The organism is Polaromonas sp. LjRoot131 (assembly GCF_964252805.1).
Classification (GTDB): Bacteria; Pseudomonadota; Gammaproteobacteria; order Burkholderiales; family Burkholderiaceae_C; genus Polaromonas.
The window spans coordinates 378,438-392,751 of record NZ_CAXUPF020000002.1; the positions used below are offsets into that span (position 1 = coordinate 378,438).

The following is a 14,314-nucleotide window of genomic DNA, read 5'->3' on the forward strand; positions in this document are numbered from 1 at the left end:
GGCTCTTGCTCAGATTCCGGCCTGGATCCAGGCCGCCGCCTTCTCCGCGATCATCAGCGTCGGCGAGTTGGTGTTGCCGCTGGTGATCAGCGGCATCACACCGGCATCGACCACGCGCAGGCCGCGAATGCCGCGCACCCTGAGGTGCGAATCCACCACGGCCATCGGGTCGCTGTCCGGGCCTTCCGTGCGGCCCATCTTCGTTGTACCCACCGGGTGGAAGATGGTGGTGGCGATGTCGCCGGCCAGCCGCGTGAGTTCTTCATCAGTCTGGAATTGCACGCCAGGCTTGTACTCCTCGGGCTGGTATTTGGCCAGCGCGCTCTGGCCCACGATCTTGCGCGTCACGCGCAGCGAATCGGCCGCCACCTTGCGGTCTTCCGCCGTGCTCAGGTAGTTGGGGGAAATCGCCGGCGCGTCCTCGAAACGGCCGCTCTTGATGTGCACCGTGCCGCGGCTGGTCGGATTGAGGTTGCAGACGCTGGCGGTAAAGGCGTTGAAACCGTGCAGCGGCTCGCCAAAAGCTTCCAGCGACAGCGGCTGCACGTGGTACTCGATGTTGGGATAAGGCTGGTCGGGTGAGCTGCGCGTGAACGCGCCCAGCTGCGAGGGCGCCATGCTCATGGGACCGGTCTGGCGCAGCGCGTACTCCAGCCCGATGCGAGCCTTGCCCCAGAGCGAATTAGCCATGGTGTTGAGCGACAGGCCCCAGCGTTTGTCGCCCTGCACCTTGTAGACCGAGCGGATCTGCAGGTGGTCCTGCAGGTTGGCGCCCACGCCGGGCAGGTCTTGCAGCACCGGGATGCCGTGCTGCTGCAGCAGGGCGGCCGGGCCTATGCCCGAGAGCTGCAGGATTTGCGGCGAGCCTATGCTGCCCGCGCAGAGGATGACTTCGCCCATGTGGCCGGAGTCGCGCGTGGCGCGCGCCGTGACGCGCTCGTCGCCGGCCCACACCTCCACACCGACGCAGCGCTGGCCGCCGTCCGCCTGCGGCTCTATCACCAGCTTGCAGACCTGGGCGTTGTTCCACAGCTCGAAATTCGGGCGGGCATAGCAGGCGGGCCGCAGGAAGGCCTTGGCGGTGTTCCAGCGCCAGCCGTTTTTCTGGTTGACCTCGAAGTAGCCCACGCCCTCGTTGTCGCCGCGGTTGAAGTCGCTGCTGGCCGGTATGCCGGCCTGCTGCGCGGCTTCGGCGAAGGCGTCCAGGATGTCCCAGCGCAGGCGCTGCTTTTCCACGCGCCATTCGCCGCCGGAATTGTGGTGGCGCAGCAGCTTCTGGTAGGGCTGGCTCTTGTCCTGCATCAGCTCGGGCGCCGTGCCGCGCGCACCGTGCATCGCGTCGGCGCCCTTGTGGTGGTCTTCGTGCAGCTTGAAATGCGGCAGCGAGTTTTCCCAGCGCCAGGCCATGTCGCCGGTCAGCTGCGCCCACTGGTCGTAGTCGCGCGCCTGGCCGCGCATGTAGATCATGCCGTTGATGCTGGAGCAGCCGCCCAGGGTCTTGCCGCGCGGGTAGCGCAGCGCCCGGCCGTTCAGGCCGGCGTCGGGCTCGGTGTTGTAAAGCCAGTCGGTGCGCGGGTTGCCGATGCAGTACAGGTAGCCCACGGGGATGTGGATCCAGTGGTAGTCGTCCTTGCGGCCCGCCTCGATCAGCAGCACGCGCTTGGACGCGTCGGCGCTCAGGCGGTTGGCCAGCAGGCAGCCCGCCGTGCCGGCGCCGATGATGATGTAGTCAAAAACCTGGCTTTCGTCTTGCATGGATGTCTTGTCTCTTTGTTCTGGGCGGTGTTTTTCGCGGAAGCCGGGTTGGCGGCAGCGGCCGAAACGCGCTGCGTGGCCCCATCCTGCCAGCCCAGCCTGACGCGGGGTTGACCGCCGCAGCATGGCCGATTGTGGCAAAAGCCGGGCGCCGGTGCGGCGGGGATTACCCGTTGGGGGGCGTGCCGCCGGGGGGGCTGGCTGCCTTCCAGTCCCGGTGTAGGACCAGAGCGACAGCGCGATGCGTGCGGTCGGCAATGGTGTTTTCAGCAGTTACCATGCAACTTTGTGTTTCGTACATTGCAAACTGCCGGTTCGCGCCTGGCTTGACTGAATGCTTATGGAAGACTCCACGCCCCGCATCGAACAGCAGGACACGCCGCAAGGCCGGCTGTTTGTCGTGCAAGGTGCGTGGACGGCCGCCGGCCTCACCGGCGGGGAGGTCTGGGAGGCGCTGACCGCGCAGCTCCAGGGGCTCGGCGATGCGGCCTCTTCGCCGGCCGGCTGGAACCTGGAAAAGATCGGCAAACTCGACCACCTCGGCGCGCAGGTGCTGTGGAACCACTGGGGCCGCAGCTGGCCGGCGCAATTGCAGGCCGAGCCCAGCCAGCGCGCGGTGCTGGAGACCGTCGCCAAATTCAGCACCGACCCGCCCAAACGCCGGAAAACCGACTGGAGCGAGCCCTTCATCCTGCTGGGCACCCGAGTGCTGCGGCTGCTGGACCACCTCAAGGGCCTGGTGCGCCTGATCGGGCAGCTGCTGCTGGACGTGATCCACCTGGTGCGGCGTCCGCAGGACGGTCCCTGGCGCGATCTGTCGGGCCATTTGTTCCATATCGGCGCCACCGCGCTGCCGATCACCGCGCTGGTCGGTTTCCTGATCGGCGTGGTGCTGGCCTACCTGATCTCGCAGCAGCTGCGCCAGTTCGGCGCCGACGCCTTCATCGTCAACATCCTGGGCATCTCGCTGATCCGCGAACTCGGGCCGGTGCTGGCGGCCATCCTGATCGCCGGGCGCAGCGGCTCGGCCATCACCGCGCAGATCGGCGTGATGCGCGTCACCGAGGAACTCGACGCCATGCGCGTCATGGGCATCCCGCGCGGTTTTCGCCTGGTCATGCCGCGCGCGCTGGCACTGGCCGTGGTGATGCCGCTGATCAGCGTCTGGACCACCATTGCCGCCTTGCTGGGCGGCATGCTGGCCGCCGACATCTCCATGGACGTCACGCCGGCCTACTTCATCAATTCGCTGCCGGCCGCGGTCGACGTGGCCAACCTCACGCTGGCCACGGCCAAGTCGGTGGTGTTCGGCGTGCTGATCGCGCTGATCGGCTGCCACTACGGCCTGCGCGTGAAACCCAACACCGAAAGCCTGGGGCAGGGCACGACGGCGTCGGTGGTGACGTCGATCACGGTTGTGATTCTCGTTGACGCATTGTTTGCTGTCCTGTTCAAGAGTGTCGGCATATGAGTGAAGCCATCGTCGACATCAAAAAACTCTGGACCGTGTTCCCCAACGGCGAGAAAAAGGCTGTGGTGCACAAGGACCTGGACCTCACCGTCGAGCGCGGCGAGGTGCTGTCCCTGGTCGGCGGTTCGGGCACCGGCAAGACGGTGCTGCTGCGCCAGATGCTGGGGCTGGAAAAGCCCACCCAGGGCGAGATCACCGTGCTGGGCCGGCCGGCGGCCGAGCTCGGCAAGCAGGGCGCGGCCAGCCGCGTCGGCATGCTGTTCCAGCAAGGGGCACTGTTTTCGGCTTTCACCGTGCTGGAGAACATCGCCTTCCCGCTGCGCGAACTCAAGACTTTGCCGCGCGCGCTGGTCTACGAGGCGGCCATGGTCAAGCTGCAGATGGTGGGCCTGGGTCCCGATGCGGCCGACAAGATGCCCAGCGACCTCTCGGGCGGCATGGTCAAGCGCGTGGCGCTGGCGCGCGCCCTCATCATGGACCCGCCGCTACTGCTGCTCGACGAGCCCACCGCCGGCCTGGACCCGGAAAGCTCCGACAGCTTCGTCTCGCTGCTGCGCTCGCTGCACCGCGACATGGAACTCACGGTGGTGATGGTGACGCACGACCTGGACACGCTGTTCGAGCTCAGCACCCGCATCGCGGTGCTGGCCGAGCAGAAGGTCATCGTCAACGACGTGCCCAAGGAGGTGGTGGCCTTTCCCCACCCCTTCATCCACGAATTTTTCCTTGGTGAACGAGGTCAGCGCGCGATGGAGTTGTTGCGCGAATACCCGTTTACCGTCTAGAAAGGCATCACTATGGAAAACAAAGCCCATGCCATGGCCGCCGGTGCGTTTGTACTGGTGGTCACAGCCCTGCTGGCCTTGCTGGCGATCTGGCTCACGCGCGACAACACCCAGCGCGACCTCTACGACATGAGCACCGGCGAAACCGTCTCCGGCCTGCAGCCGCAGGCGGCGGTGCGCTTTCGCGGCGTGCCGGTGGGCAAGGTCGAGCTCATAGGCTTCGACACCAAGGTCAAAGGCAATGTGCTGATCCGCGTTTCCATAGACCGCGGCGCGCCCGTCACCAAGTCCACCTTCGCCACCGTGGCTTCGCAGGGCGTCACCGGGCTGGGCTTCATCCAGCTCGACGACGACGGCAAGTCGGCCGAGCGGCTGGCCGTCAACGACGACGACCCGCCGCGCATCCCGCTCAAGCCCGGCGGCCTGGACAAGCTGCTCAAGCAAAGCGAGGTGATCTTCAACCAGGTCGAGGAAGCCAGCACCCGGCTGAACAAGCTGCTGTCCGACGAAAACCAGCAGTCCCTGACCGCGGCCGTCAAGCAGCTCGGCGACGCTGCCGGCAGCATAGACCGTGTCGCCAAAGGCCTGGAGCCCACGGTCGCGTCCTTGCCGGCTTTGTCCCGCGACACCACGGCCACGCTGAAGTCCGTCAAAACCGCCGCGGACGACATCAGCGTGACCGCCACGCGCCTCAATGAAAAGGGTGGGCCGCTCGACAAGCTGTCTGAAGGCGGAACCGCGCTGGCCGCGGGCGTGGAAACCTTCAGCGCCGGCACGCTGCCCAAGCTTGGCGAGGTCGCCGACGAAACCGCGCGCGCCATGCGCCAGCTGCGCCGCACCGTGAGCGCGGTCGACGACAACCCGCAGTCGCTGATCTTCGGCAACGGCCCGCCGGTGCCCGGGCCGGGCGAACCCGGCTTTTCCGCCTCTGGAGTGAAAAAATGATGAGCGCTTTTTCCCAACCCTCTTCCCAACCATCTTCCCGGGTCGCCGGCCTGGTGTGTGCGCTGCTGGCCGCCCTGGCGCTGGGCGCCTGCTCGGGCCTGCCCGACAAACCCACGCGCGCCACCATGTACGACTTCGGGCCGGGCCCGCTTGCGACCCCGCCCACAACGCGCCAGGCGCCGCTGCCCGCCCTGGCCCTGGATGACATCTCGACCCCGGGCGGCGTGCTGGACAACATGGCCGTGCTGTACCGCCTGGGCTATGCCGACGCGCAGCAGCTGCGCCCCTATTCGCAGGCGCGCTGGAGCATGCCGCCCGCGCAGCTGGTGCGCCAGCGGGTGCGCCTGCAACTGGGCCAGCGCCGCGCCGTGTTCGAAGCCGGGGCCAGCGTGGCGCTGAACCGCAGCCAGAATGCGGTGCTGCCGCTGCTGCTGCGCCTGGACCTGGAGGAATTCAGCCACCTGTTCACCGCGCCCAATACCAGCGTCGGCCTGATCCGCCTGCGCGCCACGCTGGTGGAAGTCACGCCGGCCGGCGACAAGCTGATCGGCCAGCGCAACGTCATCGTACAGCGGCCCGCGCCCAGCAGCGACGCGCCCGGCGGCGTCCAGGCCCTGACGGCCGCCACCGACGCGGCCATCGAGGAGATAGACCAGTGGCTGCAGCAAAGCCCCGCGCGCTGAGGCGCGCCCTGCGATGAAAACGCTGGAAGAACAGCTGGACGCCGCCGGGCTGAAGGTCTTCGGCTGCTGCGAACGCCTGAGCGCCTATGGCCCGGACCTGCTGCAGACCTCGCAGCTGCTGCAGGACTTCACGCCGGCGGAGGCCGACATCCTGGGCGCGTCCATGCTGCTGGTGCGCGCCGAGCCGGGCCAGGTGATGATCCGCGAGGGCGAAGCCGGCGACTGGATGATGCTGATCCTCAAGGGCACGGTCGACGTCACCAAGCGCCTGGAGTCAGCGGCCGATGCCGCCCAGGCCGAGGCCGATGGCGGCGCCGAAGCGGCGGTGTCGCGCGTCGCGGTGGTGCGCGGCGGTGCGGCGATCGGCGACATGTCCATGCTCGACAGCGAACCGCGCTACGCCACCTGCACCGCCATCGAGGCGGTCGAGGCCGGCGTCTGGGGCCGCCACGAAATCGCCCTGCTGATCCGCGACCATCCCGGCGTGGGCGCCAAGCTGCTGGTCAAAATTACGCAGATGATGGCGCAGCGCCTGCGCAACACCAGCAACCAGCTGGTTAAATTAATACGCCGTCAAGCGGCTGCCGCTGCGGAGGCGGCCGGCCAGGCGCCGGGGCAGGTACGCTCGCACTGACGCATTCCCGGTTTCTTCACCCTCGCTTCACATAAGAGGGCCAGAACTCATTCTGGCCTCACACGGAGTTTGCACACTTCTTCTCGTTGTTCAAACGAAAGGAAGTCATGAAACAAAAACTCCTCGCGCTGGCTCTGGTGCTGGTCTTGCTGGTCCTCGCCTTGTTCCAGATCAGCGGAGTGGTGCACGACCGCCAGACCTACCGGCAGATCGCCATCCAGAGCGTGGCCCAGAGTCTGGCCGGCCCGCAGACCTTGACGGGCCCGCTGATCCATCGGGCCTGTACCGAAGAGTGGGACGTCAAGTATGAAGGCAAGAAGGTTCAGACCGAGCGCCGTGAGTTCTTGCTGGTGGCCGCGCCGGCCTCACTCACGCTCAAGGGCGGCAGCAAGCTCGAGGCGCGCGCCCGCGGCCTGCATGCGACGCAGGTGTTTAACCTCAAAGCCGACATCGTGGCCGAATGGACCGACACCGAAGCGCTCAAGCCCGTGTCCGAGCATGCCGGCTCGCGCATGAATTGCGGCCAGCCTCTGTTGATGATGGCTGTTTCCGACTCGCGCGGCATCCGGCATGCCAGCGTGAAAATCGGCGACCAGGTGCTGGCGCTCAAGCCCGGCACCTTCTACGGCAGCTACCCCCGCGGCGTGCACGCGCCATTGCCCATCACCATGGTGGGCGCGGCGCCGCTGCAGGCACAGCTGACGCTGGAGTTGGTGGGCACCGAAAGCATTTCAGTCGTGCCGCTGGGCGGCGACACCCGGGTACAGCTCACCTCCAACTGGCCGCACCCGAGTTTCGGCGGGCAGTTTTTGCCGGTGGACCGCAAGGTCACGGATGACGGCTTTGAGGCCAGTTGGCGCGTCAGCTCCCTGGCCAGCACCGCGCAGCAGGATGTAACGCAAGTGGATGCGGGCAAGCGCAAGGCCGTTTGCCCATCCTACAGCGACGGCTCAGCCACCAACGGTTGCGTCGAGGCTTTCAACGTGACCTTTGTCGACCCTTCCAACACCTATGCGCTCAGCGACCGCGCCACCAAGTACGGCCTGTTGTTCATCGGCCTCACGTTTTTAGCGGTGGGGCTGTTTGAGTTCATGAAATCGCTGCGCGTGCACCCCATCCAGTATCTGCTGGTCGGCGCCGCAATGAGCATGTTCTTCCTGCTGCTCGTGAGCCTGTCGGAGCACATGCCCTTTGAAACCGCCTATGCCATTGCGTCAAGCGCCTGCGTGCTGCTGCTCACCTTTTACGCCAGCCACATGCTGGGCCGCTGGTCGCGCGGCCTGCCTTTCGGCCTGGGCATCGCCACCTTGTACGGCATGCTGTTCGTGCTGCTGCGCATGGAGCAGACGGCCCTGCTGCTGGGCGCCGTGGCGCTGTTCGCCGTGCTCGCCGCCATCATGATGCTGACGCGCCGTGTGGACTGGTATGCGCGCTTCAAGCAGGCCGACCCGGCCAAACCCGAGCCTGCGAGGGTGGCAGTGTGATGGGCGCGGCCAGGCTAGAAGTACAGTTCGACCCGCAGGCCGGGCCGGGTGTTGCGCACCACCATGCGGCCGCCATGCAGCAGCATGATCTGCCGCACGATGGCCAGCCCCAGGCCCGAACCTTTGGTGTGGCCGTCGGGGCGTACCGTCGAGAAGAAGCGTTCGCCCAGCCGGGGCAGGGCGTAGTCGGCCACGCCGGGGCCGCTGTCCTGCACGGCGATGCGGTCGGGCCCGGCCTCCAGCGTGATGGTCGAGCCCTGGGGCGCGAACGAGCGCGCATTTTCGAGCAGGTTGCTCAGCGCCAGGCCCAGCAGGCCGGGCTCCGCATGCACGCCGGCATGTTCCGGGCTGATTACGATTTTGACGACATGCTGGGCCCGGCCGCCGGCCGCCGCCTCAAAGGGCGTGAGGACGCCGGTCCACAAAAGGCGCTCGCGCTCTACCTGTGCATGGCGCTGCTCCAGCTTCGTCAGCTCGAGCATGCGGTCCACCAGCGCCTGCATGCGGGCGGACTGGGCCAGTACCTGCCCCGAAAACTCGCGGCGCGCGTCTTCGGGAAGCTCGTCCTGCAGCAGCTCGCCCGCGCCGCGGATCGCGGCGATCGGGCTCTTGAGCTCGTGCGTCAGCGCGCGCACGTAGTCTTCTATGTACTCGTGGCCCTCGAGCTTCAGGCGCATGGCATCGACTGCCATGGCCAGCTCGCCAAGCTCGCCCGGTATCTGCGGAACCGCGGGTTTGCCGCCCTGGCCGACGGCGTTGGCATAGCGGCGCAGCTTGCGAATGCTCCACACCACCCACAGTGTCACCGCCACACCGATGGCCAGCGACAGCACCAGCAGCAGCGCGCCGCTTAGCAGGATTTTCCGTTCGGCCCGGTCGATGAAGGCCTGGATGGTGGACATCGGCTTGGCGACGGTCAGCACACCGATGATTTTTCCGTCCCGCTGCACCGGCGCGGCCACGTACATCACTGACGTACGGTCGTCCTGCTGCACCTCGCGGGTGGCGCGCGCGCCGTATTCGCCGCGCAGGGTCAGGGCCACGTCGCGCCAGCGCGAATAGTCCTGGCCGGTCGCCACGTTCTCGGAGTCGAACACCACCTTGCCGCCGGCGTCGGTGATGTAGACGCGAAAATCCAGCGACTGCTTGGCCAGGCCCCAGATCTGCGCGTCGATCGGCCGCCTGGCGTAGTTGCGCACATGGCCGGCAAAGCGGCCTTCGGCGATGGTGCCGGCCGCCAGGTCATCGCCGGCCAGCTCGGCCAGGATGTTGGCGGTGTCCACCATCATGTCTTCCATGACCTCGCGCACGCTGGGTTTGACTTCGGCCACAAAGACGCGCAGCGTGAAAACCGCCGCCAGCCCGGTGACCAGGAAAAAACCGAACAGCAGGCGTATGCCCAGGCGCATCTCAGTCGCCCTTGACGCGGTCTATGTCGAGGGAATAGCCCATGCCGCGGTGTGTCGTAATGCAGTCATGCCCTGGCGCAATTTCCTGCAGCTTGGCGCGCAAGGTCTTGATGTGGGTGTCCACCGTGCGGTCCGTGCTGTCGGAGTCGGCGCCCCAGACCGCGCCCAGCAAGTCATCGCGCGAGCGGATGCGGCCGCGATGCCGCAGCAGGTCGGCCAGCAAGCCGAATTCGCGGCGCGTCAGGTTGAGCGGTCGGCCGTGCAGGCTCACCCGCTGGCCCGCGGTGTCGATCTCGAAAGGATTGCCCGCAAGCGCCGGCGCGGGGGGCGGCATGCGCGCGCGCCGCAACAGGCTGCGCACGCGTGCCAGCAATTCGCGCGGGCTGAAGGGCTTGCTCACGTAGTCGTCGGCGCCCAGCTCCAGCCCCAGCACGCGGTCGATCTCCTCGCCCTGGGCGCTGAGCATCAGCACCGGCAGGCTGCCGGCGGCGCGCAGTTCGCGGCACAGGTCCAGGCCGCTGCCGTCGGGCAGGCCCACGTCGAGGATCACGGCGTCGGGCGGCTGCCGGCTGATCTGGGCGCGGGCGTCGCCGAGCAGCAGGCTGTGGGTCACGCTGAGGCCGTCGCGTTCCAGCGTGTAAATGATGGAGCGGGCAATCGCCGGGTCGTCTTCCACCAGCAGGATGCGCGCGCCAGCCATCTGTGCGAGCCGTTCAGGAACGCAGAATGGGGAATAACTTCCCGAGGCCGTCGGCCATCACCTCGACGGACAGTGCGGCCAGGATCAGGCCCATCAAACGCGTCATCACGTTGATGCCGGTTTTGCCCAGAACGCGGGCAATCGGCTCGGCCAGTGAAAAGCAGATGGCGGTGGCCAGGGCGATCACGATGCCGTAACCGACCAGCATGGACAGCTGCAGGGCGGTCTTGGCTTTTTCGGCATAGATCACGACCGTGGACATGGTGGCCGGCCCGGTCAGCAGCGGGATCGTCAGCGGCACCACGGCGATGCTGGCGCCGCGCGCCGCCTTGGCCGCGCCGTCTTCCATTTCGTTGGTCTGGGGCTTGGCTTCGGCCGGCTGGGCATTCAGCATGTTCATGGAGCTGATCAGCAGCAGCATGCCGCCGCCCACCTGGAAGCTCGCCAGCGAGATGCTGAAGAAGTCCAGGATCTGCAAGCCCAGCAGCGCGCTGATCGCAATCACGACAAAGGCCGTGAAAGAGGCCACCAGTACGGTGCGGCGGCGCTGCTCGTCGGAAAAATCCTGCGTGTAGTGGATGAAAAAGGGCACGATGGCCAGCGGGTTGACGATGGCCAGCAGCGTGACGAGCGGTTTGAAATCCATTTATCTACCTCCCGCGACGTCGAGGAACGCGCCTGTTGTATAGCTTGCATTGTCGCCGAGCAACCAGACAATGGACTCTGCTACCTCTTCGGCGGTGCCCGGGCGCTGCATGGGCACCTGGGGCGCCAGGTCGCGGGCGCGGTCGGGCAGGCCGCCCGAAGCGTGGATATCGGTGTCTATGATGCCGGGGCGCACGGCGTTCACGCGTATGCCTTCGGTGGCGACTTCCTTGGCCAGCCCGACGGTGAAGGTATCGATGGCACCCTTGGCGGCCGCGTAGTCCACATACTGGCCCGGCCCGCCCAGCCTGGCCGCCACGCTGGACACATTGACAATGGCGCCGCCCGCGCCGCCGTGAAGGGTGCTCATGCGCTTGACGGCTTCGCGCGCGCAGAGGAAGGAGCCGAACACATTGATCTCGAACATGCGCCGCAGCCGCGCCAGGGTCATGGCGTCGACGCGGGTGGTGCGGTCCACCACGCCGGCATTGTTGATCAGGCCGTCCAGCCGGCCCAGCTTGGCATCCACTTTCTCGAACATGGCCAGCACCTGCGCCTCATCGGCGACGTCGGCCTGGACCGTGATAGCCTGGCCGCCGGACTGGCGGATCTGCCGCACCACTTCGTCGGCCGCCAGCGAGTTGCTGGCGTAGTTGACGGCCACCGCCCAGCCCTGGCGCGCCGCCAGCAGGGCCGACGCCGCGCCTATGCCGCGCGAGCCGCCCGTGATCAGAAGAACTTTTGACAAACCGCACCTCCAGCAAAAAATGGCAATCCCGGGTAAAAACAGGGACTTGGCGGATCAATGTACCCTAAGCCGTACCATGCGCAATGCCCGGCCGCCCGGCGGCGCGGAGCCCCTTCCAGAGACCCTGACGGAGACAAACTTGAGCACCACCATTGACTACTATTTCACCCCGCAAAGCCCCTGGACCTACCTGGGACACGAACGCTTTGCGCAGATCGCCCGCGCGGCGGGCGCCACCGTACGGGTTTTGCCCATAGACCTGGGCGGCAAGGTGTTCCCGATCTCCGGCGGGCTGCCGCTGGGCCAGCGCGCGCCGCAGCGCCAGGCCTACCGGTTGCTGGAGCTGCAGCGCTATTCGGACCACCTGCATGCGCCGCTGAACCTCAAGCCCAAGTACTTCCCGGTCTCCGGCGACGACGCGTCGCGCCTCATCATCGCGGTGGACATGCACGACGGCAGCGAGGCCGCGATGAAAATCGGCGGCGCGATCTTCAGCGCCGTGTGGGTGCGTGAACGCCACATCGCCGACGAAAAGGTGCTGGCCGAGCTGCTGGCCGAATGCGGCATGCCCGCCGAGCGGCTGGAACAGTCCTTCAGCCAGGCAGTGCAGGAGCGCTATGAGGCCAACACCCAGCAGGCGATTGACGCCGGCGTGTTCGGCGCGCCCAGCTATGTCGTGGACGGCGAACTGTTCTGGGGCCAGGACCGCCTTGATTTCGTCGAACGCAAACTGATGGCGGGCGCGTAGCGGCTCGCCGGCCGATTCATTCATCCATCTATCGCATATCCATTCCTGAAGGAGCATCACACCATGGGCCAATTCATCCAACTCACCGCGGCCGACGGTTTTTCCGTGCCGGCCTATGTCGCCAAACCCGAAGGCAAGCCGCGCGGCGGTGTTGTGGTGGTGCAGGAAATCTTCGGCGTCAATTCGCACATCCGCGCCGTCACCGACCGTTTCGCGGAGCAGGGCTACCTGGCGGTGGCGCCCGCCACCTTTGAGCGCGTCAAGCCCGGCGTCGACATGGGCTACAGCGAAGAAGACATGAAAGCCGGTTTCGAACTCAAAACCGCCGTCAGCGCCTTGCCCGGCGCCGGCGTGCTGCAGGACCTGCAGGCGGCGATAAACCATGCGGCCAAGGCCAGCGGCGGCAAGGTCGGCATCATCGGGTTTTGCTGGGGCGGCCTGCTGACCTGGCGCGCGGCCTGCCTGCTGGACGGGCTCTCGGCGGCCATCCCCTATTACGGCGGCGGCATCACCGCCGAGGAGGAAATCGAGCGACAGCCCAAGTGCCCGGTCATGGCCCACTTCGGCGACCAGGACCACTGGATTCCCATGGAAGGTATTGAGGCTTTCACCAAGGCGCACCCCGAGGTCGAGGTGCATGTCTACCCGGCCAACCACGGCTTTAACTGCGACCAGCGCGGCTCCTATAACGAAGCGGCCGCCAAGCTGGCACGCGAGCGCTCGCTGGCCTTCTTCACCACCAAGCTAGCGTAAACATGCGCGCCGCCTGGGCCGTGTTCACGCTGGCGGCGGCCTGCGCCGCGCCGGGCTTCGCGGCCGACTATGCCGGGCCGCTGTTTGACACGCACCTGCATTACAACGAGGAGGCGTGGAACGGTAACAGCGGCCCCCATTCGCCGGCTGACGTGCTGGCGCGCATGCAGCGCAACGGCGTGAAAGCCATCGTCGCCAATTCGCGGCCCAACGACGGCACCAAGTCTCTGGCCGCCATGCCCGAGACGCGCAAGGCCGGCGTCACCGTGGTCCCATTTATCCGCCTGTACCGCAACCGCGCCGACTACGACAACTGGTTTCGCGACGAGTCCATCTACGAGATGGTGCAGGCCGAGTTCGCGCGCGGCGTGGCCGGCGACCAGGCCGGGCCGTACAAAGGCATAGGCGAATTCCACCTCTACGACAGCGCCAATGCCAACGGCCCGGTGGCGCGCAAGCTGATGCAGTTTGCCGCGAAGAACAAACTGGCGGTGCTGGCCCATGTGGACGACACCGCGATCGACCTGCTGATGGCCCATGCGCCCGATGCGCGGCTGGTGTGGGCGCACACGGGCATAGGCGGTGCGCCCGTGGCGCGGGTCGATGCGCTGCTGGCGAAATTTCCGCAGCTCATGGGCGAGCTGTCTTACCGGCCGGGCCTGACCTGCGACGCCGGCAAGCTGTGTCCCGAATGGCGTGCGTTGCTGCTCAAGTACCCGGGCCGCTTCATGGTCGGTTCGGACACCTGGGTCAACCAGCGCTGGCTGTATTACGACGAACTCATGAAGGGTTACCGAGCCTGGCTGGGCGATTTGCCGCCCGACGTGGCGCGAAAAATCGCCTGGGGCAATGCTGCCGGTATCTATGGAGTGGCGACACAATAGGGGCCATGTACCAACTTCACTTCTCTCCAAGTTCAGCGGCTATGGCCCCCCACATCCTGCTCCAGGAGCTGGGGGTTCCCTTTGAAAAAATCCTGGTCGATACCAGCACGGGTGCCCACCGCTCGGAGGCTTACCGCAAGCTCAACCCCAATGGGCTGATCCCAACGCTGGTGGATGGCGATCTGGTGCTCTATGAAACCGCGGCGATCTGCATGCACCTGTGCGACAGGCATCCCGAGGCCGGCCTTGCCCCGGCGCTGGGCACCGCCGAGCGCGCGCATTTCTACAAGTGGCTGGTCTGGCTGACCAATACCGTGCAGTCCACCTTGATCATTTATTTCTACACCGACCGATGGATGGACGCCGGCAACAGCGCGGGCGTGGCCGAACTGAAGTCGCATGCCGAGGCCAAGGTCGGCCTGATGCTGGACCAGCTGGACGCGGAGCTCGCACGGCTGGAAAAAACGCATGCGCAACCCTGGCTGCTGGGTGCGAACTATTCGGCGGTGGACATCTACACGCTGACGCTGTGCCGCTGGACGCGCAACTTCGCGTCCAAACCGGCGCGTGACCGCGCGCACCTGGGCGCTTATTTGAAGCGTGCGCTGGCTCGCCCCGCGGTGATCAAGGCCTTCGAGGCCGAAGGGCTGGCTCAGCCTTGGGTCTGAGG

At 66.5% G+C, this 14,314-nt stretch carries 15 protein-coding genes; 10 read left to right on the plus strand and 5 right to left on the minus strand.

Annotated features, from left to right (window positions below; translation table 11 throughout):
* Positions 1–9: 9 nt before the first annotated feature.
* Positions 10–1,755, minus strand: coding sequence for a GMC family oxidoreductase (locus ACSQ27_RS12235; RefSeq protein WP_436155777.1), 1,746 nt, complete (start codon positions 1,753–1,755; stop codon positions 10–12).
* A gap of 340 nt (positions 1,756–2,095) precedes the next feature.
* Here ACSQ27_RS12235 and ACSQ27_RS12240 point away from each other — a divergent pair, with 340 nt between their 5' ends.
* From ACSQ27_RS12240 to creD, 6 genes are all read left to right on the plus strand, one after another.
* The gene (locus ACSQ27_RS12240) at positions 2,096–3,226 is read left to right on the plus strand and encodes an MlaE family ABC transporter permease (RefSeq protein ID WP_436155778.1); all 1,131 of its coding nucleotides are present in this window, start codon (positions 2,096–2,098) and stop codon (positions 3,224–3,226) included.
* Complete coding sequence (locus tag ACSQ27_RS12245; RefSeq protein WP_436155779.1) at positions 3,223–4,011, plus strand: ABC transporter ATP-binding protein; 789 nt, start codon at positions 3,223–3,225, stop codon at positions 4,009–4,011. The genes ACSQ27_RS12240 and ACSQ27_RS12245 overlap by 4 nt, the downstream gene beginning before the upstream one ends.
* A gap of 12 nt (positions 4,012–4,023) precedes the next feature.
* Entirely contained in the window at positions 4,024–4,956 is a 933-nt protein-coding gene (locus tag ACSQ27_RS12250; RefSeq protein WP_436155780.1) for an MlaD family protein, read from the plus strand.
* Positions 4,956–5,639 carry an ABC-type transport auxiliary lipoprotein family protein gene (locus ACSQ27_RS12255; protein WP_436156234.1) on the plus strand — a complete coding sequence of 228 codons (684 nt, stop codon included), beginning with the start codon at positions 4,956–4,958 and terminating at the stop codon, positions 5,637–5,639. The genes ACSQ27_RS12250 and ACSQ27_RS12255 overlap by 1 nt, the downstream gene beginning before the upstream one ends.
* Before the next feature lie 13 nt (positions 5,640–5,652).
* Entirely contained in the window at positions 5,653–6,273 is a 621-nt protein-coding gene (locus ACSQ27_RS12260) for a Crp/Fnr family transcriptional regulator (protein WP_436155781.1), read from the plus strand.
* Between the two features lie 107 nt (positions 6,274–6,380).
* A complete protein-coding gene (creD, locus tag ACSQ27_RS12265) occupies positions 6,381–7,757 on the plus strand; it encodes a cell envelope integrity protein CreD (RefSeq protein WP_436155782.1) in 1,377 nt (458 codons plus the stop codon).
* A gap of 14 nt (positions 7,758–7,771) precedes the next feature.
* On the opposite strand, the gene creC is transcribed toward creD, so the two are convergent.
* The 4 genes from creC to ACSQ27_RS12285 are packed head-to-tail and all read right to left on the minus strand — an operon-like array spanning position 7,772 to position 11,259.
* Entirely contained in the window at positions 7,772–9,166 is a 1,395-nt protein-coding gene (gene creC, locus ACSQ27_RS12270) for a two-component system sensor histidine kinase CreC (protein WP_436155783.1), read from the minus strand.
* Between the two features lies 1 nt (position 9,167).
* A complete protein-coding gene (gene creB / locus ACSQ27_RS12275) occupies positions 9,168–9,866 on the minus strand; it encodes a two-component system response regulator CreB (RefSeq protein WP_436155784.1) in 699 nt (232 codons plus the stop codon).
* 13 nt (positions 9,867–9,879) lie between these two features.
* Entirely contained in the window at positions 9,880–10,512 is a 633-nt protein-coding gene (locus ACSQ27_RS12280) for a MarC family protein (protein WP_436155785.1), read from the minus strand.
* Positions 10,513–11,259 (minus strand): SDR family oxidoreductase, encoded by a 747-nt coding sequence (locus ACSQ27_RS12285; RefSeq protein ID WP_436155786.1) that lies wholly within the window; start codon positions 11,257–11,259, stop codon positions 10,513–10,515.
* Between the two features lie 139 nt (positions 11,260–11,398).
* On the opposite strand from ACSQ27_RS12285, the gene ACSQ27_RS12290 reads away from it, so the two are divergent.
* The 4 genes from ACSQ27_RS12290 to ACSQ27_RS12305 all read left to right on the plus strand — a co-directional run bounded on the left by ACSQ27_RS12290 (position 11,399) and on the right by ACSQ27_RS12305 (position 14,312).
* A complete protein-coding gene (locus tag ACSQ27_RS12290; RefSeq protein WP_436155787.1) occupies positions 11,399–12,007 on the plus strand; it encodes a 2-hydroxychromene-2-carboxylate isomerase in 609 nt (202 codons plus the stop codon).
* Between the two features lie 63 nt (positions 12,008–12,070).
* Complete coding sequence (locus tag ACSQ27_RS12295; protein WP_436155788.1) at positions 12,071–12,760, plus strand: dienelactone hydrolase family protein; 690 nt, start codon at positions 12,071–12,073, stop codon at positions 12,758–12,760.
* Between the two features lie 2 nt (positions 12,761–12,762).
* Positions 12,763–13,644 (plus strand): amidohydrolase family protein, encoded by an 882-nt coding sequence (locus ACSQ27_RS12300; RefSeq protein WP_436155789.1) that lies wholly within the window; start codon positions 12,763–12,765, stop codon positions 13,642–13,644.
* A gap of 5 nt (positions 13,645–13,649) precedes the next feature.
* Positions 13,650–14,312: a glutathione S-transferase family protein gene (locus ACSQ27_RS12305; protein ID WP_436155790.1), complete on the plus strand. Its 663-nt coding sequence runs from the start codon at positions 13,650–13,652 to the stop codon at positions 14,310–14,312.
* The last annotated feature ends 2 nt before the right edge of the window (positions 14,313–14,314 follow it).

Coding starts and splice junctions, on each gene's coding strand:
- ACSQ27_RS12235 (WP_436155777.1), bottom strand. CDS start 1,755: ATGCAAGACGAAAGCCAGGTTTTTGACTACATCATCATCGGCGCCGGC.
- ACSQ27_RS12240 (WP_436155778.1), top strand. CDS start 2,096: ATGGAAGACTCCACGCCCCGCATCGAACAGCAGGACACGCCGCAAGGC.
- ACSQ27_RS12245 (WP_436155779.1), top strand. CDS start 3,223: ATGAGTGAAGCCATCGTCGACATCAAAAAACTCTGGACCGTGTTCCCC.
- ACSQ27_RS12250 (WP_436155780.1), top strand. CDS start 4,024: ATGGAAAACAAAGCCCATGCCATGGCCGCCGGTGCGTTTGTACTGGTG.
- ACSQ27_RS12255 (WP_436156234.1), top strand. CDS start 4,956: ATGAGCGCTTTTTCCCAACCCTCTTCCCAACCATCTTCCCGGGTCGCC.
- ACSQ27_RS12260 (WP_436155781.1), top strand. CDS start 5,653: ATGAAAACGCTGGAAGAACAGCTGGACGCCGCCGGGCTGAAGGTCTTC.
- creD (WP_436155782.1), top strand. CDS start 6,381: ATGAAACAAAAACTCCTCGCGCTGGCTCTGGTGCTGGTCTTGCTGGTC.
- creC (WP_436155783.1), bottom strand. CDS start 9,166: ATGCGCCTGGGCATACGCCTGCTGTTCGGTTTTTTCCTGGTCACCGGG.
- creB (WP_436155784.1), bottom strand. CDS start 9,866: ATGGCTGGCGCGCGCATCCTGCTGGTGGAAGACGACCCGGCGATTGCC.
- ACSQ27_RS12280 (WP_436155785.1), bottom strand. CDS start 10,512: ATGGATTTCAAACCGCTCGTCACGCTGCTGGCCATCGTCAACCCGCTG.
- ACSQ27_RS12295 (WP_436155788.1), top strand. CDS start 12,071: ATGGGCCAATTCATCCAACTCACCGCGGCCGACGGTTTTTCCGTGCCG.
- ACSQ27_RS12300 (WP_436155789.1), top strand. CDS start 12,763: ATGCGCGCCGCCTGGGCCGTGTTCACGCTGGCGGCGGCCTGCGCCGCG.
- ACSQ27_RS12305 (WP_436155790.1), top strand. CDS start 13,650: ATGTACCAACTTCACTTCTCTCCAAGTTCAGCGGCTATGGCCCCCCAC.